The sequence below is a fragment of the Rhodovulum visakhapatnamense genome, assembly GCF_004365965.1.
In the GTDB taxonomy this organism is placed as follows: Bacteria; Pseudomonadota; Alphaproteobacteria; order Rhodobacterales; family Rhodobacteraceae; genus Rhodovulum; species Rhodovulum visakhapatnamense.
Genome location: NZ_SOEB01000007.1, coordinates 34,531 through 58,199, shown reverse-complemented (window position 1 = coordinate 58,199; position 23,669 = coordinate 34,531). Strand labels below are relative to the sequence as shown.

Genomic DNA, 23,669 nt, shown 5'->3' with positions numbered 1-23,669 from the left:
GGAACCGCCCTGTGCCTGCCTTCGTGTCCCCGGTGAGGCGGCGATCCGTGGAATCGCCGCCTCGTTGACGAAACATTATCACAAGCGCGGGAGCGGTACACCCGCAGTTGGATTTAAGCGGTGAGTTCGGCGCGATTCAGCGCACATTGGGCCCAAAGCTCGTCCATCGCGCGGATCAGGGCATCCATTTGTTCCGGCGTATGAACCGGCGACGGCGTGAACCGCAGCCGTTCGGTGCCGCGCGGCACGGTGGGGAAGTTCACCGGCTGCACGTAGATGCCGTATCCCTCGATCAGCATGTCCGAGATCCGCTTGGTGTGGACCGGGTCGCCGATGATCAGCGGCACGATATGGCTGCCATGGTCGATCACCGGCATACCCAGGCCCTTGAAGCGGGCCTTCAGAACGCGGGCACGATCCTGGTGTTTTTCCCGAAGCGCGGTGTCGGTCTTCAGGTGACGCACCGACGCGCAGGCGCCGGCCGCGATGGTCGGCGGCAGCGAGGTGGTGAAGATGTAGCCCGGCGCATAGGAGCGGACGGCATCGCACATCTTGGCCGAGGCCGCGATATAGCCACCGAAGACGCCAAAGGCCTTGGCCAGCGTGCCGTTGATGATGTCGATGCGGTGCATCAGATTGTCACGCTCGGCGACACCGGCGCCGCGCGGGCCGTACATGCCGACCGCATGGACCTCGTCGATATAGGTCAGCGCGCCGAATTCGTCAGCCAGATCGCAGATTTCCTCGATCGGGCCGAAATCGCCATCCATCGAATAGACCGACTCGAAGGCGATCAGGATCGGGCGGCCCTTCTCGATGCCTTCCAGCACCTGACGCAGATGCGCCATGTCGTTGTGGCGGAAAATGTGCTTGTCGCAGCGGCCGCGGCGAATGCCCTGGATCATCGAGGCGTGGTTCAGCTCGTCCGAGACGATGACCAGATCCTTGAACAGCATCGGCAGGGTCGAGAGCGTCGCGTCGTTGGCCATGTAGGCCGAGTTGAAGACCAGCGCGGCCTCTTTCTGGTGCAAGTCGGCCAGTTCGGCCTCGAGGCGGCGGTGATAGACCGTGGTTCCCGAAATGTTGCGGGTGCCCCCCGACCCGGCGCCGGTGGCCGAGATCGCATCCTGCATGGCGGCGATCACCGTCGGATGCTGCCCCATGCCGAGATAGTCGTTGCCGCACCACACGACGATGTCCTGGTTCTCACCGTCCGGACGGCTCCAGACCGCCTCCGGGAACGCGCCCTTGCGCCGTTCGATGTCGATGAAGGTGCGGTAGCGTCCCTCTTCATGCAGCCGGTTGATGGATGCGTCCAAAGCAGCGGTATAATCCACCGGGTCTCTCCTTTTTCTAGGCCCCGCAAGGCCATCGAGGATTTCCGTCACGCCCCGCCCTGCGGAACCTTCCGGGTCCTTCTGCGTTCAGGGGTCACCGACCGACCCCTCTGGCGTTCCGTCCGTCCCGGCCGGGAGCGTCCGAATTGCCGTTTCCGTTTCCCGTCCGTTTCTCTTATGCGAAAAACGGCGGATATCGAAGCGTGATGCTGCACAAATTTTCAGCCGATCCTCGCTTTTGCGTCAGCCTTCCCGGGCCAGGCGTTCCGATCGGAAACAGGGTTTCTGAGGTCCACCGATACCCGGGCAATATGGCACGATTCGGTCTGAAGGAGCGTTCGCGCGCACCACCCGTCCGTCAGCTTAGCGACAGTTTTGCCGTTTGAACATTGATTTCTGTCAATTCAGGTGGACAGAGCGGCTGTAAGCTTGGCTAGACAGCCTTCCATCCGGCGGCGTCCGGGACCCGCCCTTGCGCAGCGGGCCCGGAGAGATCATGCCCCGCAGGGCCACGCATCCGTCGTCTCAGCGATCCTCGACGGCCAACCGGCAATCGGACGCGCCCGAAGCGCTGGCACAGGCGTCGAGCGCCTGAGCCGCAGCGTCGGGCCCCTTGCGGACCACCCAGCGGCCGGTCGATTCCGAAATCGCCATGGCGCGCGGACCGCCCCGCCGTCCGTAATCGCTGCGCAGCCCTTCGGTCGCATCGGCCGAAAGCTGCAGCGCCCGTGGTTCCCAGCCCTTCGGCCGGATCTCGGCCGCAATTACGCAAGGGTTCCCGTCGGGCTTGCGGGCGGCATCGCAGCCCGCAAGCGCCGCAGCCCGGGCCGCCTCGACATCGTGATAGTTGGCCGCGGCCAGCGTCGCCTCGGAAATGAGCCCCTCGCTCGGAGCGACGGCGATGGCCCCGTAATAGGGCTGCTGCTCGCCCGCGAAGACCAGCCCCTTGCGGTCGGCTTCCGACAGGAAGGGCAGGTCGATCACGGTGACCTCGGCGCCTTTCGGCTTGAACACCAGCTTGCGCGCGGCCTTGCCGTCCACCGGCTCGGCCGAGGCCGCGACGGCGGCCCCCAGACAGAGGGCAATCCCAAGCGAAATCCCGAAACCCCGGGCGGAACGAAGAGCCCCCCCTTCGCGCGGCCCCGCGCTTTCCGTCCTGCAATCCATGTCCGACCTCCTGTTAAGACGACCGCCCGGTAACTCTAGTCTTCCCGGCGACGGCCTGCCAGCCCTCGGCTCCCCCCTGTACCGGGCGCCCTCTGGACACCCCCCATCGGCCTGCTAGGGTCCGCGCAACCCACGCATCCGAAGGAGTCCGCGATGAGCCTTGACCCTGTTCTTTCCCGTATCGACGCCGATCTGCCGCAGGCCCTCGACCGGCTGATGGCGCTGCTCCGCATCCCGTCGATATCGACCGATCCGGCCCATGCCGCCGCCTGCCGCGACGCGGCCGAGTGGATGGTCCGCGATCTGGCCTCGATCGGCTTCGACGCCGAGATCTGCCCCACGCCCAAACATCCGATGGTCGTCGCCAAGGGCGGCACGGCCGGGCCGAGCCTGCTCTTTTACGGTCACTACGACGTTCAGCCGGTTGACCCGCTGTCGCTCTGGGCGCGCGATCCGTTCGATCCGGCCATCGAGGAGACGCCCAAGGGCAAGGTGATCCGTGCCCGCGGCGCGGGCGACGACAAGGGCCAGCTGATGACCTTTCTCGAGGCATGCCGCGCCTGGAAGGCGGTGCATGGCTCCCTGCCCGCCCGCATCACCGTCTTTCTCGAGGGCGAAGAGGAATCGGGGTCGCCCTCGATGGTGCCCTTCCTCAAGGAGAACGCGGACCGGCTGAAAGCCGATCTCGCGCTGATCTGCGACACCGGCATGCTGGGCGACGCGACCCCCACCATCGTCACCATGCTGCGCGGCCTCGTGGGCGAAGAGATCACCGTCACCGGCCCGTCCAAGGACCTGCATTCGGGCATGTATGGCGGCCCCGCGATGAACCCGATCCGGGTGCTGGCCCGGATCATCGCGGCACTGCATGACGACACCGGCCGCGTGACCGTGCCCGGTTTCTACGATGGCGTGCCCGAAATGCCCGAAGAGATCCTCCGGCAATGGGCCGGGACCGGCTTCGACGCGGACCGGTTCCTGGGCGAGGTCGGGCTTTCGACACCGGCGGGCGAAGACGGCCGGTCGGTGCTGGAAATGCTCTGGGCCCGCCCGACCTGCGAGGTGAACGGTATCTCGGGCGGCTACGAGGGCACGGGCTTCAAGACGGTGCTGCCGTCCAATGCCTCTGCCAAGGTCAGCTTCCGGCTGGTCGGCACCCAGGACCCGCTGAAGATCCGCGAATCGTTCCGGAAGATGGTGCAGGACATGCTGCCGCCCGACTGCACCGCCGAGTTCGCCCCGCACGGCGCCTCGCCTGCCTCGGTGATGGACATCGCCGATCCGGCCTTCGAAAAGGCCCGCCTGGCGCTGTCCCAGGAATGGCCCAACCCGGCGGCCTTCGTCGGCTCGGGCGGGTCGATCCCGGTCGCGGGCTACTTCAAGACGCTTCTGGGGATGGAATCGATGCTGATCGGCTTCGGCAAGGATGACGACGCAATCCACTCGCCGAATGAGAAATACGACCTCGAAAGCTTCCACAAGGGCATCCGCAGCTGGGCCCGGATCCTGGCCGCCCTCGCCGCCTGAACGGCCCACCGAGACAGACCCCCGGCCGGGCGTGTGTCCGGTCCGGGGCAGTCCGCGGGGCTGACCACCGCGGCGGCGCGGACTGCGGAACCGATGCGAGCCCCAGGCCCGCGACCGCGACCAGCCGGGCGAAATACCCCCTTCCGCAAAGCCCCGACCGCGCCGCGCGCCAGCGCGGCGCCCGGCCCAACGGGATGCGGCGGCCGAGAGGCCGCCAAAGACGGGCGGGAGCGCCCGGTCTCAATCGTCCGGGTGAACGAGGCAATCAGGATTTGAAGAAGTGGCGCGGTTGACGGGGCTCGAACCCGCGACCCCCGGCGTGACAGGCCGGTACTCTAACCAACTGAGCTACAACCGCGCATCGCGCGGGACAAACTGGAAGGCGGTGGCGCGGTTGACGGGGCTCGAACCCGCGACCCCCGGCGTGACAGGCCGGTACTCTAACCAACTGAGCTACAACCGCAGCGCCTTCCGGGCTCGCCCGGCGTGACGTGCCTTTTATTGACGCCCAAAGCCCCCGTCAAGCGCCTCCGACCGCAAATCTTGCCCCCGCCGCGCCGGTTTTTTCGCCCATCCTGCCGCAGCCCGCAAAAAGCCGGGCCGGAAGGCCACGCCCCGCCCCGCAATGGCCCCCGATCCGCGGCCGACCCTTGTGAAGACCGCGCCGCTCTCGCAAGATGCGGTTGCCGGATTCCCCCTGCTTTCCCGCGAAAGGCCCCCCTCCGTGACCGACCTCCTCGTCCGTCCGCTTCGCCCAGAGGACGCCGCCTCCTGGCGCAGGCTCTGGGCGGCCTATCTCGACTTCTATGAAACCTCGGTCCCGGCCGAGACCTATGACATCACCTTCGCGCGGCTCCTGCATGGTGGCGATCCGAACATGGGCTGTCGCCTCGCGCTCAGCGGCGGCAAGGTTGTGGGGCTCGTGCATTTCATCTTCCACCGGCATTGCTGGAGGCCCGAGAATGTCTGCTATCTGCAGGATCTCTATGCCGATCCCGCCATGCGCGGACGCGGCGTCGGCCGGGCGCTGATCGAGGCGGTCTATGCGGTGGCCGATTCCCGGGGCACGCCCTCGGTCTACTGGCTCACCCAGGACTCGAACGAAACCGCGCGACAGCTTTACGACCGGATCGGCCAGCCCACCCCCTTCGTGAAATATGTCCGCGGCTGAGATCGGCCGCCGCGGCCCTGCGGTGCGGACCATTGGCCGCGCGGCGGCGCTGGCGCGGCCAATGGCCCTGCTCATCACGCTCGCGGCCTGCGCCGGTCCCGGCCCGGAAATGCCGGGCCGCCGCCCCCCAGCCCTTGCCGATCTGCCGCCGATGAAGACCTTCGTCACCCATCGCGTGACGCCGCCCCAACGCTCGAACGCCGCCATCGCCCAGGACTTTCTCGACCTCGCCTTCCAGATGGAGAGCGGCCGCAGCCTGCCTTACATGACGCGCTTCGAAGGGCCGATCACCGTCCGTGTCACCGGCCCTGCCCCGGCCAGCCTCGAACCCGATCTGGCTGCGCTGCTGGCCCGGCTCCGCCGCGAGGCCGGGATCGGCATCCACCGGGTCGCCGCCGACGCCCCGGCCAGCGTCACGATCGAATTCTTGCCGCGCAGCCAGTTGCAGCGGCTGGTGCCGCAGGCCGCCTGCTTCGTCGCGCCGCGCGTCTCCTCCTGGGAGGACTTCCGGCAAAGCCGCCGCTCGGGCGAGGTCGACTGGACCACGCTGCCGGTCCGCCAATGGGTCGCGATCTTCATTCCCGGCGACGTGAGCCCGCAGGAGGTGCGCGACTGCCTGCATGAGGAACTGGCCCAGGCCATCGGCCCCCTGAACGACCTCTACCGGCTGCCGGATTCGGTCTTCAACGACGACAATTTCCACACCGTCCTGACCGGGTTCGACATGCTGATCCTGCGCGCCTATTACGCGCCCGAACTGCATAACGGCACCACCCGCGACGAGGCCACCCGGGTGCTGCCGCAGCTTCTGGCCCGGCTCAACCCGCGCGGCGAACGGATCGGCGGCAGCGATCTGATGTCGCCGACCCCGCGCGCCTGGATCGACGCCATCGAGGCCGCGCTCGGCCCCGGCACCGCCCCGTCGCAGCGGGTCGCGGCGGCCCGGAGCGCGGTCGAGATCGCCCGCACCCAGGGCTGGCGCGACACCCGCCTGGCCTTCAGCCTCTTTGCCTTCGGCCGTCTGGCGCTTGGCCAGAACAATGGCGAGACCTCGCTGGCCGCGTTCCTCGAGGCAGGCCAGATCTATGCCGCCCATCCGGTGACCCGCGTGCAATCCGCCCATGTGGCCATGCATATCGCGGCCTTCGCGCTGTCCGCCGGGCAACCGGACACCGCCGTCCTGATCATCGACGATCATCTCGACGACGTGCAGAACGGCGAGAATGCCGCGCTTCTGGCCTCGATGCTGCTGATGAAGGCCGAGGCTCTCGACATGCTGGGCTGGACCAAGGAGGCCGCCGCGATCCGGCGCGACGCGCTGGGCTGGGCGCGCTACGGATTCGGCTCCGAGAACGAGGTGCGCGAACGCATGGCCGAGATCGCCTGGCTGAACCCGGCCCGGACTGACTGATCCGGCCGACTGAGCCGGGCTTTCCCCTTTCCGGCGGCCGTGCCCGGCCCTATGCTTGGCCCATGTTCCTGCCCTTCTTCCAGACGCTTCGCGCCACTGGCATTCCCGTCTCGCTGCGGGAGTATCTGAGCTTTCTCGAAGGGGTAAAGCTGGGCCTCGTCACCTATGACGCCGAGGGCTTCTACTATCTGGCGCGCACCGCGCTGGTGAAAGACGAGCGCCTGCTCGACCGGTTCGACCGGGCCTTCGCGCAAAGCTTCGGCGGGCTCGAGGAAACCGGCCCGGGCGAGGTGCTCGAGGCGCTCGACCTGCCCGAGGACTGGCTGCGCAAGCTGGCCGAACGCCACCTGTCCGAGGCCGAGCGCGCCGAGATCGAGGCCATGGGCGGCTTCGACAAGCTGATGGAGGCGCTGAAGGAGCGCCTGAAAGAGCAGAAAGAGCGCCATCAGGGCGGCAACAAGTGGATCGGCACCGCCGGGACCTCGCCCTTCGGCGCCTATGGCTACAATCCCGAGGGCGTGCGCATCGGTCAGGACGAAAGCCGCCACCGCCGCGCGGTCAAGGTCTGGGACAAGCGCGAATTCCGCAATCTCGACGATTCGGTCGAGCTTGGCACCCGCAACATCAAGGTGGCGCTGAAACGGCTGCGCCGCTGGGCCCGCGACGGCGCCCGCCACGAGCTTGACCTCGACGGCACGATCCGGGCCACGGCCGATCACGGCTATCTCGACGTCAAGACCCGGCCCGAACGGCACAACGCGGTCAAGGTGCTGCTGTTTCTCGACGTGGGCGGGTCGATGGACGACCATATCCGCGTCGTAGAGGAACTGTTCTCGGCCGCGCGGTCCGAGTTCAAGCATCTCGAACACTACTACTTTCACAACTGCCTTTACGAAGGCGTCTGGCGCGACAACCGGCGCCGCTGGGATCGGGTCACGCCGACCGCCGAGGTGCTGCGCACCTACGGGTCCGACTACAAGTGCATCTTCGTCGGCGATGCCAGCATGTCGCCCTACGAGATCGCCTTCGCGGGCGGCGCGAACGAACACTGGAACGCCGAACCCGGCCGGGTCTGGCTGGAGCGCGCCCGGGCGCAGTGGCCCGACCATCTCTGGATCAACCCGGTGCCCGAACGGCACTGGCACTACACCCAGTCGATCGGCATGATCCGCGAGATCTTCGAGGACCGCATGGTGCCGATGACCCTCGACGGGATCGAACGGGGCATGAAGACGCTGGGGCGCTGACGCCCACTCTGTAAGCGCCGCCTCTTGCACAGATCCACTCCCCGGCGCACCCTCTCTGCCTGCAGGGGCGGTGTGCTGCGTCCGCGCCTCCGTCCTCCATCGCCCTATTGCAAGGCCATCACAGCCGGCGCGCCCCGGCCCCTTGCAACCGCCCGGACCACTCACGGGCTGGTCCCTGTTGCTCCCGGCGAGGACCTCGCCTTCCGGGGGCCGTTCCCGTCCCGGCACAACAAAAAAAGGGCCCGCCGAGGCGGACCCTTTTCAAAGCGTACAAACGGCGGGCCTCAGGTCTGCGGCTCGAAGCCAATATGGGTGCCCATCGCCACCATGTCGGCCAGCATCCGCGCCGCGGCGTCGACCACGTCGGGATGCGCGTCGCGCGCGGCCGCGCGGGCCTCGGCGACCATCTCGTCGATCATGTCCTGCGTCACCTCCTCGACCGGGTGCGAGCGTTCGGCCAGAACCGTCGCCGCATCAGCGGTGATTTCGGCGAACCCGCCGGTGACGATGTATTTCTGCGATCCGCTCTCGGTGAAGACCTCAAGCAGGCCAGGGCGCAGGGTGGTGATCAGCGGCGCGTGCTGGGGCATCGCGGTGAGGTCGCCCTCGAACCCCGGGATGACGACAGAGGTCGCCTTTTCCGAGGCCACCCGGCGTTCCGGCGCCACCAGATCGAATTGCATCGTGTCGGCCATGTTGCCTCCTTGCAAGCGGGCGCCGGGCGGACGGTCCGTCCGGCGCCGTAAGCCCTATCAGGCCGCGTCGGCCGCCATCTTCTCGGCCTTGGCGATCACGTCGTCGATGTCGCCGACCATGTAGAAGGCGGCTTCCGGCAGGTGATCGTATTCGCCGGCCACGACCGCCTTGAACGACGCGATGGTCTTTTCAAGCGGCACCTGGACGCCGTCCGACCCGGTGAACACCTTCGCCACGTCGAAGGGCTGGCTGAGGAACCGCTGGATCTTCCGGGCGCGGGCCACGGTCAGCTTGTCCTCTTCCGACAGTTCGTCCATGCCGAGGATGGCGATGATGTCCTGCAGCGACTTGTAGCGTTGCAGGATGCCCTGCACGTCGCGCGCCACCTGGTAATGCTCTTCGCCGACGACGGCCGGATCGAGGATCCGCGAGGTCGAATCGAGCGGGTCCACCGCCGGATAGATGCCGAGTTCGGAAATCGCACGCGACAGAACGGTGGTGGCGTCGAGGTGGGCAAACGAGGTCGCGGGCGCCGGGTCGGTAAGGTCGTCCGCGGGCACGTAGATCGCCTGAACCGAGGTGATCGAGCCACGCTTGGTCGAGGTGATGCGTTCCTGCAGCGCGCCCATGTCGGTCGCCAGCGTCGGCTGGTAGCCCACGGCCGAGGGAATACGGCCCAGAAGCGCCGACACCTCGGACCCCGCCTGGGTGAAGCGGAAGATGTTGTCGACGAAGAACAGCACGTCGGTGCCGGACTGGTCGCGGAACTGCTCGGCCAGGGTCAGGCCGGTCAGCGCGACGCGGGCCCGGGCCCCCGGAGGCTCGTTCATCTGGCCATAGACCAGCGCCACCTGCGACTTGGACAGATCATCGACCTTGATGACGTTCGACTCGATCATCTCGTGATAGAGGTCGTTGCCCTCCCGGGTCCGTTCGCCAACGCCCGCGAACACCGAGTAGCCCGAGTGCACCTTGGCGATGTTGTTGATCAGTTCCATGATCAGAACGGTCTTGCCCACACCGGCGCCGCCGAAGAGGCCCACCTTGCCGCCCTTGGAATAGGGCGCCAGCAGGTCGATGACCTTGATGCCGGTCACGAGGATCTCGGACGAGGTCGACTGTTCGGCGAATTCCGGGGCCGGCTGGTGGATGGCCCGGGTTTCCGTCGCGTGTACCGGACCCTTTTCGTCGACCGGCTCGCCGATCACGTTCAGGATACGGCCCAGCGTGGCGTCGCCCACCGGCACCGAGATCGGCTTGCCCAGGTCCGTCACCTTGGCGCCGCGCACGAGACCCTCGGTCGCGTCCATGGCGATGGTGCGCACGGTGTTCTCGCCGAGGTGCTGGGCCACTTCCAGCACCAGCCGCTTGCCGTTGTTCTCGGTTTCCAGCGCATTCAGAATCTCGGGCAGGTGTTGGTCGAATTGAACGTCGACCACGGCGCCAATCACCTGGGTGACCTTGCCTACAGCATTTGCCATTGTCGTTTCTCCGGTTCCGTTAGAGCGCCTCGGCGCCCGAAATGATTTCGATCAGCTCCTTGGTGATCGCAGCCTGACGCGAGCGGTTGTACTCGAGGTTCAGCCGGTCGATCATGTCGCCCGCGTTCCGGGTCGCGTTGTCCATCGCGGACATCCGCGCGCCCTGTTCCGAGGCGCCGTTCTCAAGAAGCGCGGCGAAGATCTGGGTCGCCACCCCGCGGGGCAGAAGCTCGGCCATGATCTCGCCCTCGGTGGGCTCGTAATCATACATGGTCGAGACATCCTCGGGTTCGTCGAAGACGGCCGGGATGATCTGCTGGGCGGTCGGCTCCTGGCTGATCACCGACTTGAAGCGGCTGAAGAAGATCGTCGCGACATCGAACTCGCCCTTTTCGAACCGGGCGATGATGTCCTGCGAGATGTCGCGCGCATTGCCGTAGCGGATGCGCTTGACCTCGCTCAGATCGACATGGCCGACGAAATGATCGGCGAAGTCGCGCTTCAGCTGTTCGCGACCCTTGCGGCCCACGGTCAGAATCTTGACGGTCTTGCCCTCGGCGATGAGGTTCTGCGCCTTGAGACGCGCGAGACGCACGATCGACGAGTTGAAGCCGCCGCAAAGGCCCCTCTCGGCCGTCATCACGACCAGGAGGTGCACCTTGTCCGCACCGCTGCCGACCAGAAGCTTCGGCGCATTGGCCGCCCCGGTGGCCGAGGCCGCGAGCCCGGACATGACCTTTTCCATCTGCGCGGCGTAGGGCCGCGCATTCTCGGCAGCTTCCTGGGCGCGGCGGAGCTTGGCCGCCGCGACCATCTGCATGGCCTTCGTGATCTTTCGCGTCGACTTGACGCTGGCGATCCGGTTCTTGAGGTCCTTGAGGCTAGGCATCTATCCTGATCCCATCCCCGCTCAGGCGAAGTTCTTGGCGAATTCGTCCAGCGCGGCGCGGATCTTGTCCTCGAGCTCGCCCTTCACCTTGCGGTCGTTGTTGGTGATGTCGTCCAGCAGCGCCTGGTGCTTGGTGCGCAGGAAGCTCAGCAGGTCCGCCTCGTAGCGGGTCACGTCCTTGACGGCGACCTTGTCGAGATAGCCCTGCGTCCCCGCGAAGATCACGCAGACGATTTCGGCGTTGGTCAGCGGCGAATATTGCGGCTGCTTCATCAGCTCGGTCAGACGCGCGCCGCGGTTCAGCAGCTTCTGGGTCGCGGCATCGAGGTCCGAGCCGAACTGCGCAAAGGCCGCCATCTCGCGATACTGCGCCAGTTCCAGCTTGACCGGACCCGCGACCGATTTCATCGCGTTGGTCTGGGCCGCAGAGCCAACCCGCGACACCGACAGACCGGTGTTCACGGCCGGACGGATGCCCTGGTAGAACAGGTCGGTTTCCAAGAAGATCTGGCCGTCGGTGATCGAGATCACGTTGGTCGGGATATAGGCCGACACGTCGCCCGCCTGGGTCTCGATGATCGGCAGGGCGGTCAGCGAGCCCGCGCCGTGATCCTCGTTCATCTTGGCCGACCGTTCCAGCAGGCGGGAATGGAGGTAGAACACGTCGCCCGGATAGGCTTCACGCCCCGGCGGACGGCGCAGCAGCAGCGACATCTGACGGTAGGCGACGGCCTGTTTCGACAGATCGTCATAGATCATCAGGGCGTGGCGGCCGTTGTCGCGGAAGAATTCGCCCATCGCGGTGGCGGTGTAGGGGGCGAGGTATTGCATCGGCGCCGGGTCCGAGGCGGTCGCGGCCACGATGATGGAATAGTCCATCGCGCCGGTTTCCTCGAGCTTCTTCACCAGCTGCGCCACGGTCGAGCGCTTCTGGCCGATCGCGACGTAGACGCAGTAGAGCTTCTTGCTCTCGTCGTCGCCCGCGGCTTCGTTGTAGGATTTCTGGTTCAGGATGGTGTCGAGCGCCACGGCGGTCTTGCCGGTCTGACGGTCGCCGATGATCAGTTCCCGCTGGCCACGGCCGATCGGGATCATGGCGTCGACCGATTTCAGGCCGGTGGCCATCGGCTCGTGCACCGACTTACGCGGAATGATGCCCGGCGCCTTGACGTCGGCGATGCGACGCTCGGTCGTCGCGATCGGTCCCTTGCCGTCGATCGGGTTGCCCAGCGCGTCGACCACGCGACCCAGCAGCGCATCGCCGCAGGGCACGTCCACGATCGCGTTGGTCCGCTTGACGACGTCGCCTTCCTTGATGGCACGGTCCGACCCGAAGATCACGATCCCGACGTTGTCGATCTCGAGGTTCAGGGCCATCCCGCGGATGCCGCCCGGAAACTCGACCATCTCGCCCGCCTGGACGTTGTCGAGGCCATGGACACGGGCAATGCCGTCACCCACCGACAGCACGCGGCCTACCTCTGCAACTTCGGCCTCCTGGCCGAAATTCTTGATCTGCTCCTTGAGGATCGCAGAGATCTCAGCTGCTTGGATACCCATTTATCCGACCTCTTTCATGGTGTTCTGGAGTGCACTGAGCCGCGCGCGGATCGAGGTGTCGATCATCTTCGAGCCCAGTTTTACGATAAGGCCGCCGATGAGGCTTTCATCGACGGAAGCATTGATCTTGACGTCCTTGCCGGCGTTTTGCTTCAGCGCGGCAGCCAGGGCGGCGCGTTGCGCGTCGCTCAGCGGCCGGGCCGACACCACATCGGCGCTGACCTCGCCCTTGGCCTCGGCGATCAGGCCGCGCAGTTCGGCGACCATTTGCGGCAGCACGAACAGCCGCCGTTTCGAGGCCATCAATTGCAGCGTGTTCGCCATCATCCGGCCCAGCCCCATTTTCGACGCAATGGCATCGATGGCCCGGGCCTGATCGTCCCGCGAATAGACAGGCGACGAAATCAGGTCTCGAAATTCCCCGCTTTCGGTCAAGGCCGCGTCGAGCGCGTCGACATCGGCTTCGAGTGCGGAAATGCCATTGGCTTCCCTGGTGAGGTCAAACAGCGCTGTGGCATAGCGCTTGGCAATGCCGGACGAAATCGAAGCTGGTTCGGACACGTCAACCCTTCCGATGTCTTAAGGCCCCTCGCATGCCCGTTAAACTCCCGGACGGGGCAGATCAAGCGGCGCGCCCGGTCGGGCACGCTCCGAAATCGGCGTGGGTGTAGCAGAGGAGGATTGACCTCGCAACCGCCTAGAACGGCAGAATGTTGCAGGGGGTAGCGGTCCCGCCACAACGGGCCGCAGAACCCTCGGGTGCCGCTTGGGCAACCGCGCCCCATGCGGCGGTGCGGGGCGGCCGTCCGACTGCGGCGCGGCGCCGGAAAGCCCATGCCCGCTGGGGTCTCAGGCGGGTTCGGCCCCGGGCCGGGGCAGACCGTCAAGAATGCGCAGCGGCCGGGGCAACGGGTCCTTCGTCGCAAGCCCCGTCGGACGGTAGACCCTTTTGGTCGCCTCAACCATCAGCACGCCGCCCGCATAATAGGCAGACATGCGTTGACCCGCGTTTTCCCAGATCCCGGCGGTTTTAAGCCAGAATCGCCTGGCGGTCGGCGGCGAAAACAAGGCGGCGCGATGCGCCTCGGGTTCGAAACCGTGCTGACGCAATTGCGCCTCCAGCTGGCCGGAACTGTAGGGACGGCCAAAACCGAACGGCGTTCCGTCACGTCGCGCCCAAAGACCCGACCGGTTCGGCACAATGAAAAGCGCCCTGCCCCCGGGTCTGAGAACCCGAAGCGATTCCTCAAGCACCGCGCCCGGATGCTCGCTGGTTTCAAGACCGTGCAGCAAAACCAGCTTGTCGACGAACCCGTCAGGCAGCGGCCAGGCGGTCTCTTCGCACAGGACCGAGACGTTTTCCTCGCCCGCGGGCCAGGGCATCACCCCCTGCTGGCCGGGCATCAGCGCCACCACCCGGCGCGCGCTGGCCCTCAGCGGCCGCAGCAGTGGCACAGCGAAACCGAAGCCCGCGACCGTCTGGCCCTTGGCCTCGGGCCAGATCTCGCGCACCTGCTCGCGGATTGCCCTCTGCGCCACGCGCCCCAGATTGGTGCGGTAGTAGAAGTTCCTCAGGTCCAGAACGTCGAGATGCATTGCCGCGCGGCTGCCTCTGGGCTTTGGGTCTCGGGTCCCAAGATAACCAAGACGAACGAGAATGCCATGCCCCTAGAGATCGTCACCGTCCCCTGCCTCAGCGACAACTACGCCTATCTGGTGAAAGGACCCGGCGGGGCCCTTCTGATCGACGCCCCCGAGGCGGGCCCGATTGTCGAGGCGCTGGAGTCGCGCGGCTGGGGGCTCGACGCGATTCTGATCACCCATCACCATCACGACCATGTCGGCGGCGTCGCCGAACTGCGGACACGGTACGGCGCGCAGGTGATGGGTCCGGCGGCCGAGGCGGCCCGGCTGCCGCCGCTCGACCGGGCGCTGGCCGAGGGCGACCGGGTTGGCGACGGCCCGGCCGAAGCCGAAGTGATCGCGGTGCCCGGTCACACGCTTGGTCATGTCGCCTACCGCTTTGCCGGCGGAAACGCGGTCTTCACCGCCGACAGCCTGATGGCTTTAGGCTGCGGCCGGCTGTTCGAGGGTACGCCCGCGATGATGTGGGACAGCCTGATGAAACTGGCTGCGCTGCCGCCCGAAACCCTTGTATTCTCGGGCCATGAATATACATCCGCCAATGCCCGCTTCGCCCTGACCGTCGAGCCCGGCAACGATGCGCTGCGCGCCCGGTCCGCCGAAATCGACCGGCTCCGCGATGAGGGCCGTCCGACTGTACCGGTGCCGCTTTCCGTCGAAAGCGCAACCAATCCCTTCCTGCGCGCGGGCAGGCCCGAGCTGAAGACGGCGCTGGGGCTGGGGGATGCCAGCGATGTCGAGGTCTTCGCCGAGATCCGCGCGCGCAAGGACAGGTTCTGAGGCCCGCGCCGCACCGGCGGTCGTGCCGAAAAACCGGGCGAACCGGAAACGGCGTCCAAGTTTTGAACAGAAAAAACTTGAAGCAGGCCAACAAACACCAAAACTTAATCCTAAGGGGCCAAGGTGGAGGAACGGCAATGCCCGCCTCTGCCACAGAAGGAAAGGAGCACGTCCCGTGCCTTCATTCTCAAACACTCTCGAGCAAGCCATTCACGCTGCGCTGGCCCAGGCCAATGCGCGCCGCCACGAGCTCGCCACTCTCGAACACCTTCTCCTGGCACTGATCGACGAGCCCGACGCGGCCAAGGTGATGAAGGCCTGCTCGGTCGATCTCGAGGATCTGCGCAAGACGCTCACCGAATTCATCGAGGATGAGCTGGCGACGCTCGTGACCGATATCGAGGGCTCGGAGGCAGTGCCGACAGCGGCGTTCCAGCGTGTGATCCAGCGCGCCGCGATCCATGTCCAAAGCTCGGGCCGGACCGAAGTGACCGGCGCGAACGTGCTGGTCGCGATCTTCGCCGAACGGGAATCGAACGCCGCCTATTTCCTGCAGGAACAGGAAATGACGCGCTACGATGCGGTGAACTTCATCGCCCATGGCGTGGCCAAGGACCCGTCCTTCGGCGAACACCGCCCGGTGACCGGCGCCTCGGAATTCGAGGAAGAACCGCAGGCCGGCGCCACGCAGACCGACGGCGGGGAATCCCGGGAATCCGCGCTGTCCAAATACTGCGTCAACCTCAACGCCAAGTCGCGCAAGGGCGATATCGACCCGCTGATCGGCCGCGACCAGGAGGTCGAGCGCTGCATCCAGGTGCTGTGCCGCCGCCGCAAGAACAACCCGCTGCTGGTCGGCGATCCGGGCGTGGGCAAGACCGCCATCGCCGAAGGGCTCGCCCGCAAGATCGTCAGCGGCGAGACGCCCGAGGTGCTGTCGAAGGCCACCATCTTCGCGCTCGACATGGGCGCGCTTCTGGCCGGGACCCGCTATCGCGGCGATTTCGAGGAACGGCTGAAGGCGGTGGTCACCGAGCTTGAGGATCATCCGGACGCGATCCTCTTCATCGACGAGATCCACACCGTGATCGGCGCGGGCGCGACCTCGGGCGGGGCCATGGACGCCTCGAACCTGCTGAAGCCCGCGCTGCAGGGCGGCAAGCTGCGCTGCATGGGCTCGACCACCTACAAGGAGTTCCGCCAGCATTTCGAGAAGGACCGCGCGCTGAGCCGCCGGTTCCAGAAGATCGACGTGAACGAGCCCTCGGTCGAGGATGCGGTCAAGATCCTCAAGGGGCTCAAGCCCTATTTCGAGGAACATCACGAGGTCAAGTACACCTCTGATGCCATCAAGTCGGCGGTGGAACTGGCCGCGCGCTACATCCATGACCGCAAGCTGCCCGACAAGGCCATCGACGTCATCGACGAGGCGGGCGCCGCCCAGCACCTGCTGGCCGAAAGCAAGCGCCGCAAGACCATCGGCACCAGGGAGATCGAGGCCGTCGTGGCCAAGATCGCCCGGATCCCGCCGAAGAACGTCTCGAAGGACGATGCCAAGCTGCTGAAGGACCTGGAAACGACGCTCAAGCGCGTGGTCTTCGGCCAGGACAAGGCCATCGAGGCGCTGTCTGCCTCGATCAAGCTGGCCCGGGCCGGTTTGCGCGAACCCGAAAAGCCCATCGGCAACTACCTCTTTGCCGGGCCCACGGGTGTCGGCAAGACCGAGGTCGCCAAGCAACTCGCCTCCAGCCTCGGGGTCGAACTGCTGCGCTTCGACATGTCCGAATACATGGAGAAACACGCGGTCAGCCGTCTGATCGGCGCGCCTCCGGGCTATGTCGGCTTCGATCAGGGCGGCATGCTGACCGACGGGGTCGATCAGAACCCGCATTGCGTGCTGCTGCTCGACGAGATCGAGAAGGCGCATCCGGACGTGTTCAACATCCTGCTGCAGGTGATGGATCACGGCAAGCTGACCGACCATAACGGTCGGCAGGTCGATTTCCGCAACGTGATCCTGATCATGACCTCGAATGCCGGGGCCGCCGAACAGGCCAAGGCGGCGATCGGCTTCGGCCGCGACCGGCGCGAGGGCGAGGACACCGCCGCCATCGAGCGGACCTTCACGCCCGAGTTCCGCAACCGGCTCGATGCGGTGATCTCCTTCGCGCCACTGCCGAAAGAGACCATCCTGCAGGTCGTCGAGAAGTTCGTGCTGCAGCTCGAGGCCCAGCTGATGGACCGGAACGTCACTATCGAGTTGACCCGACCCGCCGCAGAATGGCTGGCCGACAAGGGCTATGACGACAAGATGGGCGCCCGGCCACTGGGCCGCGTCATTCAAGAGACGATCAAGAAACCGCTGGCCGAAGAACTGCTGTTCGGAAAGCTCGCCAAGGGCGGTGTCGTCAAGGTCGGCGTCCGGGAGGGCGAGATCGACCTTCGGATCGAGGAGCCGGAAAAACGCCGCCTCGACTCTTCGAAAAAGCCGCCCCTTCTGACGGCGGAATAGACGGCGGACTATCCCCTTCGGGAACAAGAAGCGCGGCGGGTCTCCGCCGCGCTTTTTCGTTGTCGGTCAGGCGAGAAACGATGGCAAATTTGTTATGTGGGATGTCAAGCAAAGCTGTCTTTCCGGTCAGTATAGCTGTCACATCCCGCGAGATTGTAGACGCGCTTCCTGAACAGCTCGGGCCTTTGACGTTGCCGGTCCTTGAGGGTTGCGACGGGGGTTTGCCGCTTCAGGGCTGATTGCGGGAACTGGGTGCTGTAGAGGTCGACGTAGCGCAGGAGGGTCTGCTCCAGGTCCTCGCCACTCTGGAAACGATGGCTCTGCAGGACATCCCCGATCCTGCCGTTGAACCGCTCGACCATGCCGTTCGTCTGCGGCCGCATCGGCGGCGCGAGACGATGCTCGATGCCGAGTTCCGCGCGGAGGAGGTCGAACTCGTGTTGTCCGGTTGCCGCGCGTTTGCGCAGGCCGAAGAGGCGGTCGGTGAAAGCCCTGCCGTTATCGGTCAGCACGCGGGCGATCCTCATCGGGGCCGCGCGCTCCGGATCGCGAAGGAAACGGCGGGCGTTGGCCGCGATCTGTGCGGGATAGATGCGCGGCGGCGACCCACCGCGTCGCTCGGTCAATGGCAACGAAGAGATAGCGGCGGCGGTCCTCGTCGGCCATCCGGGGCAGATACGTGATGTCGATGTGCAGATCGCCGGGCTCGTCGGCCTTGAAGCTGCCATGCGCAGGCTTGGGTTCCTTCGGCTTCGGCGCCCGCAGGTTGCCCAGGCCGTGGCGCCGGAGGCAGCGGTCGAGGCCCGAGCGCGAGACATGCGGGTTGAGGAATTCACGCACCACGGCGAGCAGATCGTCGAGCCGCAGGAGAAGCGCCTTGCGCAGCGCAACGGCAACCTTCTTCGCTGCGATCGGTCCACCGGATCGATCGTTTCACGCTCGAACCCTGCGTCGGCGTCAGCGTCGTCTGCAAGCGGTGCGGCGTGTGGCTCCGGGCGTGGACATCGTCGCGACCCCGCCACGTCCAGACCGTCCGCTCGGAGATCCCGGAGCGCTCGGCAACCAACCACGCCGGTTCGCTGCTTGCCTGGATCGCTCCCCGGATCTTCGGCGTCGTGGTGGCCTGCCTGTGCAGAGAGACCAGCATGCTCCCATCCCTTCCCGAACCTCGCGCAGGATCGACCTTGCCATGAACAGGGCAGACCGGCGCGGGGCTATGTGATCATCCGGGATGGAACACGCAGGCCCATGGCGAAGCGCAAAGCCGTGGGCTTTCTGATGACGGAGAAAGGCTTCAGCGCACGGCGGGCCTGCCGGATCGCCGGGCTCGCCCGGTCGGTGCAGAAATACTGGCCGAAGCCGAAGACCGACGTGGCGCTGGTTGCGCGGATGAAGGCGCCAGCGGACGAAAACCGGCGCTACGGCTATCTGCGCCTGCCCGCCATGCTGCGCCGCGAAGGGCTCATCCCGAACACCAAGCGCACCGATCGCCTCTCCACGGCCGAGGGCCTGCAAGTGCGCAAGAAGAAGCGACGAAAGCTACCCCGCCGGGATCGCGTTGCTCCTCAGGTGCCGAAACGGCCGATGCAGCGCTGGCCGATGGAATGAGGCGGATCAGGAAAGGCCCCGGTGGGGCGTTTGCCCGCCGAATGCGAACGATCAGCTGGCCGATTGCCGACGGTTCCTGGCGAGGCACTTCGTCGATGATCACAGCCGCATCTGTCCCGGCCAGATCATCGATATCTCGATCTGCGGCGCGTCGCCAGTGTCGCTCGGACCAATGACGCTCCAAATGGCGACTGAGCGGTTTCTCGAAGACTTGGCGCAGCGCGTCGGTCTGCCCGAAGAGATCGTTCTCGACAACGGCCCCGAAGGCAGCAGCAGACCGAAGTCAGCCGAGGCGTGCAAGCGAGGGGAAGGTCTCCAGCAGCCAGTAGCTGAACGCGCTGAACGCGCCGGTCAACAGGGCCAGCCCGACCGCAATCAGCAACACGCCCATGGCGCGTTCGATCAGGGCCATGTGGCGCTTGAGGCGGTTCATCACCCCCATCGCCCGCTGAATGAAAAGCGCGGCCAGCAGGAAGGGAATGCCAAGTCCCGCCGCATAGACCGCAAGCAGAACGGTCCCCCGCGAGACGCTGGCCTCGGAGGCCGCAAGCGACAGGATCGCGCCAAGCTGCGGACCGATACAGGGCGTCCAGCCGAAGGCAAAGGCCAGCCCCAGCAGATAGGCCCCCAGCGCCGACCCGCCGCGATCGCCCGCATCGACCCGCATCTCGCGATCCAGCAGCGGAATCCGAAAGACATGCAGGAAATGCAGACCGAAGACGATCACCACCGCGCCCGATACCCGGGCGAAAAGGGTCTGGTTCTGCAGGAAGAACGCCCCGAAGGCCGAGGCGGTGAACCCAAGCAGCAGGAACACGGTCGACAGCCCCAGCACGAAGAAAAGCGCGGCCACTGTCGCGCGCCGCCGTCCCGCAACCGCCCCGGTCAGCTCGCCCATCGTGATCCCGCCCATATAGGCCAGGTAGGGCGGCACGATCGGCAGCACGCAGGGGCTGAGAAAACTCAGCAGGCCCGCCGCCAGCGCCACCAGCATGGCGGGCAGAAGCCCCGCGTCGATCAGCTCGATTCCGAACATGGCCCCTCCGTCGCCCGGTCCAGGTCTCTCGACCTCGTTCCGGTCCTAGCCGAAGCCGGTCCATTCGTCACGGGCGACGGTCTCACAAAGCCGTGGACATGTCGGCGCATCGGGCCTAAGCGCGGCGCCATGGAGGACGGGATCGAAATCGACCTACGGGGGCTGAAATGCCCGCTGCCGGTGCTGCGGGCGCGCAAGGCGCTGGCCGGCCTTGCACCCGGTGGTCTGCTGCGGCTTCGGGCGGACGACCCGGTCGCGGTGATCGACATTCCGCATTTCTGCCGCGAGGCCGGGCACGTGCTGGTCTCGGCCGAAGACGAGGCAGACGCCACGCTTTACCTGATCCGGAAAGGATAGGCCCGGCCCCCCGAAGGGCGCCGGGCCAATACCGTTCTGACCGACTGTGCCTCGAGCCGCCCGTCAGCGGCCGAGCGACCACCAACCGCGCCGCTTGGGCTCGTCGCTTTGAGGCTCTTCGGCCTGCGTTTCGGGCTCGGGGTCCGAGACCGGGTGTGCATCCGAGGACCCTTCGGCGTCCGGCTCCGGCGCGTCCGCAGGATCGGCAGCAGCCTCGGTGCCGCGCTCCTCCTCCGCGAGGGACGTTTCGACAACCGGCTCGGGGTCAACCGACGGCTCGGGCGTCGCCTCGGGCGCCGGTGCCGACACATCCTCCGACACCGGTGCGGTGACCTCTGCCTCTGCCTCAGCCTCTTTCCCGGTCTCTTGCTCGGTCCGGTCAGACTTGCGGCCGCGCGAGCGGCTCCGCCGCGTCCGGCGCGGCTTGTCGTCGGACTTTTCCTCAGCCTGAGCGGACTCGTTCTCGGGATCGGCAGCCTCTTCCGGTTCGGGCTCGGCCTGATCCGCGATGTCGCCGTCGTCTTCGCCCTCGGCATCGTCCTCGGCCGAACCGGCCTCGAAGCCCTGATCGTCCCCGCCCTGCGAGGGTTTCTTGCGGCGGCGGCGGCGGCGGCGCTTCTTGCCCGGCTTGTCCTCGTTCTTTTCGTCGGCTTCGGGCTGGGCGACGGTCTCGACGACCGGCGCCTCGTCCTCTTCCTCCTCCTCGACCGGGTCGGGCATGTCGGACATGTCCAGCGACACCACCGGCGTCACCACCTCGGGCACCGACCGGGTCGCGGTCTTGAACCGTTCGATGGAGAAGTCGGGCGAGATCAGGAAGGGATCGGCCTCGATCCGTACCGACAGCCCGTAGCGGGCCTCGATCTGGGCGACATGCTCGCGCTTCTGGTTCATCAGGAAGTTGATGATGCCGATCGGCGCCTTCAGCAGCACCTCGCGCGACCGGCCGCGCACGCCCTCTTCCTCGATCTGGCGCAGGATCGACAGCGCCAGGTTGTCGTCAGACCGGATCAGCCCGGTGCCGTGGCAATGCGGACAGGGCTGCGTCGTGGCCTCGATCATGCCCGGGCGCAGACGCTGGCGCGACATCTCAAGCAGACCGAAGCCCGAGATACGGCCCACCTGAATCCGCGCGCGGTCGGTTTTCAGCTTGTCTTTCAGGCGCTTCTCGACCGAGGCGTTGTTCTTGCGCTCTTCCATGTCGATGAAGTCGATGACGATCAGCCCGGCCAAGTCGCGCAGACGCAGCTGGCGGGCCACTTCCTCGGCGGCCTCGAGGTTGGTCTTGAGCGCGGTTTCCTCGATCGAGCCTTCCTTGGTGGCCCGGCCCGAGTTGACGTCGATGGCCACCAGCGCCTCGGTCACGCCGATCACGATGTAGCCGCCAGACCGTAGCTGCACCACCGGGTTGAACATCGAGCTGAGGTAGCTTTCGACCTGATAGCGCGCGAAAAGCGGCATCGGGTCGGTGTAGTGCTTCACGTTCTTGGCGTGGGACGGCATGATCATCTTCATGAAGTCCTTGGCCAGACGGTAGCCCCCCTCGCCTTCCACCAGAACCTCGTCGATCTCGCGGCTATAGAGGTCGCGGATCGAGCGCTTGATCAGGTCGCCTTCCTCGTAGATCGGGGCGGGCGCGATGGATTTCAGCGTCAGTTCGCGGATCTGTTCCCAAAGCCGCTGCAGGTATTCATAGTCGCGCTTGACCTCGGACTTGGTGCGCTTGGCGCCTGCGGTCCGGATGATCAGGCCCGCGCCTTCCGGAACGTCCATTTCCGAGGCGATTTCCTTCAGCTTCTTGCGGTCGACGACATTGGTGATCTTGCGGCTGATGCCGCCGCCCCGCGCCGTGTTCGGCATCAGCACGCAGTAGCGGCCCGCCAGCGACAGATAGGTGGTCAGCGCCGCGCCCTTGTTGCCGCGCTCTTCCTTGACGACCTGGACCAGCATGATCTGCCGGACCTTGACCACTTCCTGGATCTTGTAGCGCCGGGCGCGCGGCTTGCGCGGACGGATCTCTTCGGTGACGTCCTCTTCGGCGACCGACTCGATCTGGTCGTCGTGATGCACCTCTTCGGGGCCGTCCTCGTCGGCTTCGGCGGCGGGCACGGCGGGCGCCTCATCCTCAGTCTCGTCGGTCTTCTTGCGCGATCCGCGACGGCGGCGGCGCGACGAGGACTTGCGGCCCTCGGACGCGCTTTCCGAAGACGGCTCGTCGGCCAGGTCGCCTGCGGTTTCGTCGTCCTCGCCCAGATCGACCACGTCCATGCCGGGAATACCGGCGCCCGGCTCGCGGGTCTCGACCGGGTCGTCGCTATGGGCCGTCATCGCCATGACGGTGGGCGGGGTATCGTCGTCCTCCTCCTCGTCGCCTTCCTCCTCTTCGGCGGCATCCGTCTCAGGGCTGTCCGCGTCGTCGTCGGAATCCGCATCGGAAGTCCCCTTGGCCTCTTCGGCGTCGGGTTCGGACGCGCTTTCGTCGTCCGCATCCTCGGCGGACGCAGAAAGCTCCTCGATTTCGTCAACGGGATCGTCGTCCCCGTCTTCAGTGTCGAGCGCACCCTCATCGGCCTGATCCACGGAAGACGGGGAGGTGCCCGACGCCCCGCTGCCCGAGCGCGGCTTGCGGCGCGACCGGCCGCGACGCTTGGGCTTGTCGCCGTCGCCATCCTCATCCTCGAGGTCCTCGGCCAGCGCGCGTTCCTCGGCCAGCAGGGCCTCGCGGTCGGCGACCGGGATCTGGTAATAATCGGGATGGATTTCCGAGAAGGCCAGGAAGCCGTGACGGTTTCCGCCGTAATCGACGAAGGCCGCCTGGAGCGACGGCTCGACCCGGGTGACTTTCGCTAGATAGATATTGCCTGCGAGCTGGCGCTTGTTGACCGACTCGAAATCGAACTCGTCAACCTTGTTTCCGTCCACCACGACAACGCGGGTTTCTTCCGCGTGGGTGGCGTCGATGAGCATCTTCTTTGCCATTGGATCTCTTTGCACCACGGCAGATCGCTCGGCCCCGGGGGGGCAGAACGGCCTGGTGGGTGTCTTGTTGGGGCGTCAAGGCGTGCATGCGAGGCGCGGGCGGCGGCGTCGAGCCGTCTGCGTCCCTGCCTCGTCATCTCTGCACGCTCCATCGCGGTTCGTCTCCGATGCCGCGTCAAGCGGCATCCATTCGGTTGTCCCGGCGTCATTTCCGCGCCGGAATGCGGTTGGCCGAAACCGGCCAGATCGATCTGTTCCTTGCGGGCA

General features: G+C 66.3%; 18 protein-coding genes, 2 tRNA genes and 1 pseudogene. 8 read left to right on the top strand and 13 right to left on the bottom strand.

Annotated features, from left to right (window positions below; genetic code table 11):
• Positions 1-113 precede the first annotated feature (113 nt).
• Together hemA and EV657_RS08215 are read right to left on the bottom strand one after the other, a co-directional pair.
• Positions 114-1,337: a 5-aminolevulinate synthase gene (gene hemA, locus EV657_RS08220; protein WP_113668519.1), complete on the bottom strand. Its 1,224-nt coding sequence runs from the start codon at positions 1,335-1,337 to the stop codon at positions 114-116.
• Between the two features lie 525 nt (positions 1,338-1,862).
• Positions 1,863-2,504 carry a 5-aminolevulic acid synthase gene (locus EV657_RS08215; protein WP_243837513.1) on the bottom strand — a complete coding sequence of 214 codons (642 nt, stop codon included), beginning with the start codon at positions 2,502-2,504 and terminating at the stop codon, positions 1,863-1,865.
• A 153-nt stretch (positions 2,505-2,657) separates the two neighbouring features.
• Here EV657_RS08215 and EV657_RS08210 point away from each other — a divergent pair, with 153 nt between their 5' ends.
• The gene (locus EV657_RS08210) at positions 2,658-4,031 is read left to right on the top strand and encodes a M20/M25/M40 family metallo-hydrolase (RefSeq protein WP_113668518.1); all 1,374 of its coding nucleotides are present in this window, start codon (positions 2,658-2,660) and stop codon (positions 4,029-4,031) included.
• Positions 4,032-4,312: 281 nt separating this feature from the next.
• On the opposite strand, the gene EV657_RS08205 is transcribed toward EV657_RS08210, so the two are convergent.
• Positions 4,313-4,389, bottom strand: a tRNA-Asp gene (locus EV657_RS08205).
• Positions 4,390-4,417: 28 nt separating this feature from the next.
• Positions 4,418-4,494 (bottom strand) — tRNA-Asp (locus EV657_RS08200).
• A 261-nt stretch (positions 4,495-4,755) separates the two neighbouring features.
• Here EV657_RS08200 and EV657_RS08195 point away from each other — a divergent pair.
• The 3 genes from EV657_RS08195 to EV657_RS08185 all read left to right on the top strand — a co-directional run bounded on the left by EV657_RS08195 (position 4,756) and on the right by EV657_RS08185 (position 7,860).
• Positions 4,756-5,202 carry a GNAT family N-acetyltransferase gene (locus EV657_RS08195; RefSeq protein ID WP_243837512.1) on the top strand — a complete coding sequence of 149 codons (447 nt, stop codon included), beginning with the start codon at positions 4,756-4,758 and terminating at the stop codon, positions 5,200-5,202.
• A gap of 61 nt (positions 5,203-5,263) precedes the next feature.
• Positions 5,264-6,613 carry a DUF2927 domain-containing protein gene (locus EV657_RS08190; RefSeq protein WP_134077600.1) on the top strand — a complete coding sequence of 450 codons (1,350 nt, stop codon included), beginning with the start codon at positions 5,264-5,266 and terminating at the stop codon, positions 6,611-6,613.
• 62 nt (positions 6,614-6,675) lie between these two features.
• Positions 6,676-7,860 (top strand): vWA domain-containing protein, encoded by a 1,185-nt coding sequence (locus EV657_RS08185; protein WP_134077599.1) that lies wholly within the window; start codon positions 6,676-6,678, stop codon positions 7,858-7,860.
• 284 nt (positions 7,861-8,144) lie between these two features.
• Here EV657_RS08185 and EV657_RS08180 read toward each other — a convergent pair whose 3' ends face one another.
• The 6 genes from EV657_RS08180 to EV657_RS08155 all read right to left on the bottom strand — a co-directional run bounded on the left by EV657_RS08180 (position 8,145) and on the right by EV657_RS08155 (position 14,082).
• Positions 8,145-8,555 (bottom strand): F0F1 ATP synthase subunit epsilon, encoded by a 411-nt coding sequence (locus tag EV657_RS08180; RefSeq protein ID WP_075784985.1) that lies wholly within the window; start codon positions 8,553-8,555, stop codon positions 8,145-8,147.
• A gap of 57 nt (positions 8,556-8,612) precedes the next feature.
• Positions 8,613-10,037 (bottom strand): F0F1 ATP synthase subunit beta, encoded by a 1,425-nt coding sequence (atpD, locus tag EV657_RS08175; RefSeq protein WP_075784984.1) that lies wholly within the window; start codon positions 10,035-10,037, stop codon positions 8,613-8,615.
• Between the two features lie 19 nt (positions 10,038-10,056).
• Positions 10,057-10,926, bottom strand: a complete 870-nt coding sequence (locus tag EV657_RS08170) for a F0F1 ATP synthase subunit gamma (RefSeq protein WP_113668515.1) — start codon at positions 10,924-10,926, stop codon at positions 10,057-10,059.
• Positions 10,927-10,947: 21 nt separating this feature from the next.
• Positions 10,948-12,486 carry a F0F1 ATP synthase subunit alpha gene (atpA, locus tag EV657_RS08165; RefSeq protein ID WP_075784982.1) on the bottom strand — a complete coding sequence of 513 codons (1,539 nt, stop codon included), beginning with the start codon at positions 12,484-12,486 and terminating at the stop codon, positions 10,948-10,950.
• Positions 12,487-13,047 carry a F0F1 ATP synthase subunit delta gene (locus tag EV657_RS08160; protein ID WP_075784981.1) on the bottom strand — a complete coding sequence of 187 codons (561 nt, stop codon included), beginning with the start codon at positions 13,045-13,047 and terminating at the stop codon, positions 12,487-12,489.
• A 288-nt stretch (positions 13,048-13,335) separates the two neighbouring features.
• Positions 13,336-14,082, bottom strand: coding sequence for a class I SAM-dependent methyltransferase (locus EV657_RS08155; protein WP_113668514.1), 747 nt, complete (start codon positions 14,080-14,082; stop codon positions 13,336-13,338).
• Between the two features lie 66 nt (positions 14,083-14,148).
• Here EV657_RS08155 and gloB point away from each other — a divergent pair, with 66 nt between their 5' ends.
• Complete coding sequence (gloB, locus tag EV657_RS08150; protein WP_134077598.1) at positions 14,149-14,910, top strand: hydroxyacylglutathione hydrolase; 762 nt, start codon at positions 14,149-14,151, stop codon at positions 14,908-14,910.
• A gap of 175 nt (positions 14,911-15,085) precedes the next feature.
• The gene (gene clpA, locus EV657_RS08145; RefSeq protein WP_075784978.1) at positions 15,086-17,422 is read left to right on the top strand and encodes an ATP-dependent Clp protease ATP-binding subunit ClpA; all 2,337 of its coding nucleotides are present in this window, start codon (positions 15,086-15,088) and stop codon (positions 17,420-17,422) included.
• A 104-nt stretch (positions 17,423-17,526) separates the two neighbouring features.
• Here clpA and EV657_RS08140 read toward each other — a convergent pair.
• Positions 17,527-18,569: pseudogene (locus EV657_RS08140) on the bottom strand (integrase core domain-containing protein).
• 101 nt (positions 18,570-18,670) lie between these two features.
• On the opposite strand from EV657_RS08140, the gene EV657_RS08135 reads away from it, so the two are divergent.
• The gene (locus EV657_RS08135) at positions 18,671-19,030 is read left to right on the top strand and encodes an IS3 family transposase (protein WP_134077597.1); all 360 of its coding nucleotides are present in this window, start codon (positions 18,671-18,673) and stop codon (positions 19,028-19,030) included.
• A gap of 283 nt (positions 19,031-19,313) precedes the next feature.
• On the opposite strand, the gene EV657_RS08130 is transcribed toward EV657_RS08135, so the two are convergent.
• Complete coding sequence (locus tag EV657_RS08130; protein ID WP_075785637.1) at positions 19,314-20,066, bottom strand: cytochrome c biogenesis CcdA family protein; 753 nt, start codon at positions 20,064-20,066, stop codon at positions 19,314-19,316.
• Between the two features lie 129 nt (positions 20,067-20,195).
• On the opposite strand from EV657_RS08130, the gene EV657_RS08125 reads away from it, so the two are divergent.
• Positions 20,196-20,423 (top strand): sulfurtransferase TusA family protein, encoded by a 228-nt coding sequence (locus EV657_RS08125; protein WP_075785636.1) that lies wholly within the window; start codon positions 20,196-20,198, stop codon positions 20,421-20,423.
• A 63-nt stretch (positions 20,424-20,486) separates the two neighbouring features.
• Here the strand turns inward: EV657_RS08125 and EV657_RS08120 are convergent, their stop codons facing one another.
• The gene (locus EV657_RS08120; RefSeq protein ID WP_134077596.1) at positions 20,487-23,402 is read right to left on the bottom strand and encodes an Rne/Rng family ribonuclease; all 2,916 of its coding nucleotides are present in this window, start codon (positions 23,400-23,402) and stop codon (positions 20,487-20,489) included.
• Between the last annotated feature and the right edge of the window lie 267 nt (positions 23,403-23,669).

Coding starts and splice junctions, on each gene's coding strand:
- EV657_RS08215 (WP_243837513.1), bottom strand. CDS start 2,504: ATGGATTGCAGGACGGAAAGCGCGGGGCCGCGCGAAGGGGGGGCTCTT.
- EV657_RS08210 (WP_113668518.1), top strand. CDS start 2,658: ATGAGCCTTGACCCTGTTCTTTCCCGTATCGACGCCGATCTGCCGCAG.
- EV657_RS08190 (WP_134077600.1), top strand. CDS start 5,264: ATGGCCCTGCTCATCACGCTCGCGGCCTGCGCCGGTCCCGGCCCGGAA.
- EV657_RS08185 (WP_134077599.1), top strand. CDS start 6,676: ATGTTCCTGCCCTTCTTCCAGACGCTTCGCGCCACTGGCATTCCCGTC.
- EV657_RS08180 (WP_075784985.1), bottom strand. CDS start 8,555: ATGGCCGACACGATGCAATTCGATCTGGTGGCGCCGGAACGCCGGGTG.
- atpD (WP_075784984.1), bottom strand. CDS start 10,037: ATGGCAAATGCTGTAGGCAAGGTCACCCAGGTGATTGGCGCCGTGGTC.
- EV657_RS08170 (WP_113668515.1), bottom strand. CDS start 10,926: ATGCCTAGCCTCAAGGACCTCAAGAACCGGATCGCCAGCGTCAAGTCG.
- atpA (WP_075784982.1), bottom strand. CDS start 12,486: ATGGGTATCCAAGCAGCTGAGATCTCTGCGATCCTCAAGGAGCAGATC.
- EV657_RS08155 (WP_113668514.1), bottom strand. CDS start 14,082: ATGCATCTCGACGTTCTGGACCTGAGGAACTTCTACTACCGCACCAAT.
- gloB (WP_134077598.1), top strand. CDS start 14,149: ATGCCCCTAGAGATCGTCACCGTCCCCTGCCTCAGCGACAACTACGCC.
- EV657_RS08135 (WP_134077597.1), top strand. CDS start 18,671: ATGGCGAAGCGCAAAGCCGTGGGCTTTCTGATGACGGAGAAAGGCTTC.
- EV657_RS08130 (WP_075785637.1), bottom strand. CDS start 20,066: ATGTTCGGAATCGAGCTGATCGACGCGGGGCTTCTGCCCGCCATGCTG.
- EV657_RS08125 (WP_075785636.1), top strand. CDS start 20,196: ATGGAGGACGGGATCGAAATCGACCTACGGGGGCTGAAATGCCCGCTG.
- EV657_RS08120 (WP_134077596.1), bottom strand. CDS start 23,402: ATGGCAAAGAAGATGCTCATCGACGCCACCCACGCGGAAGAAACCCGC.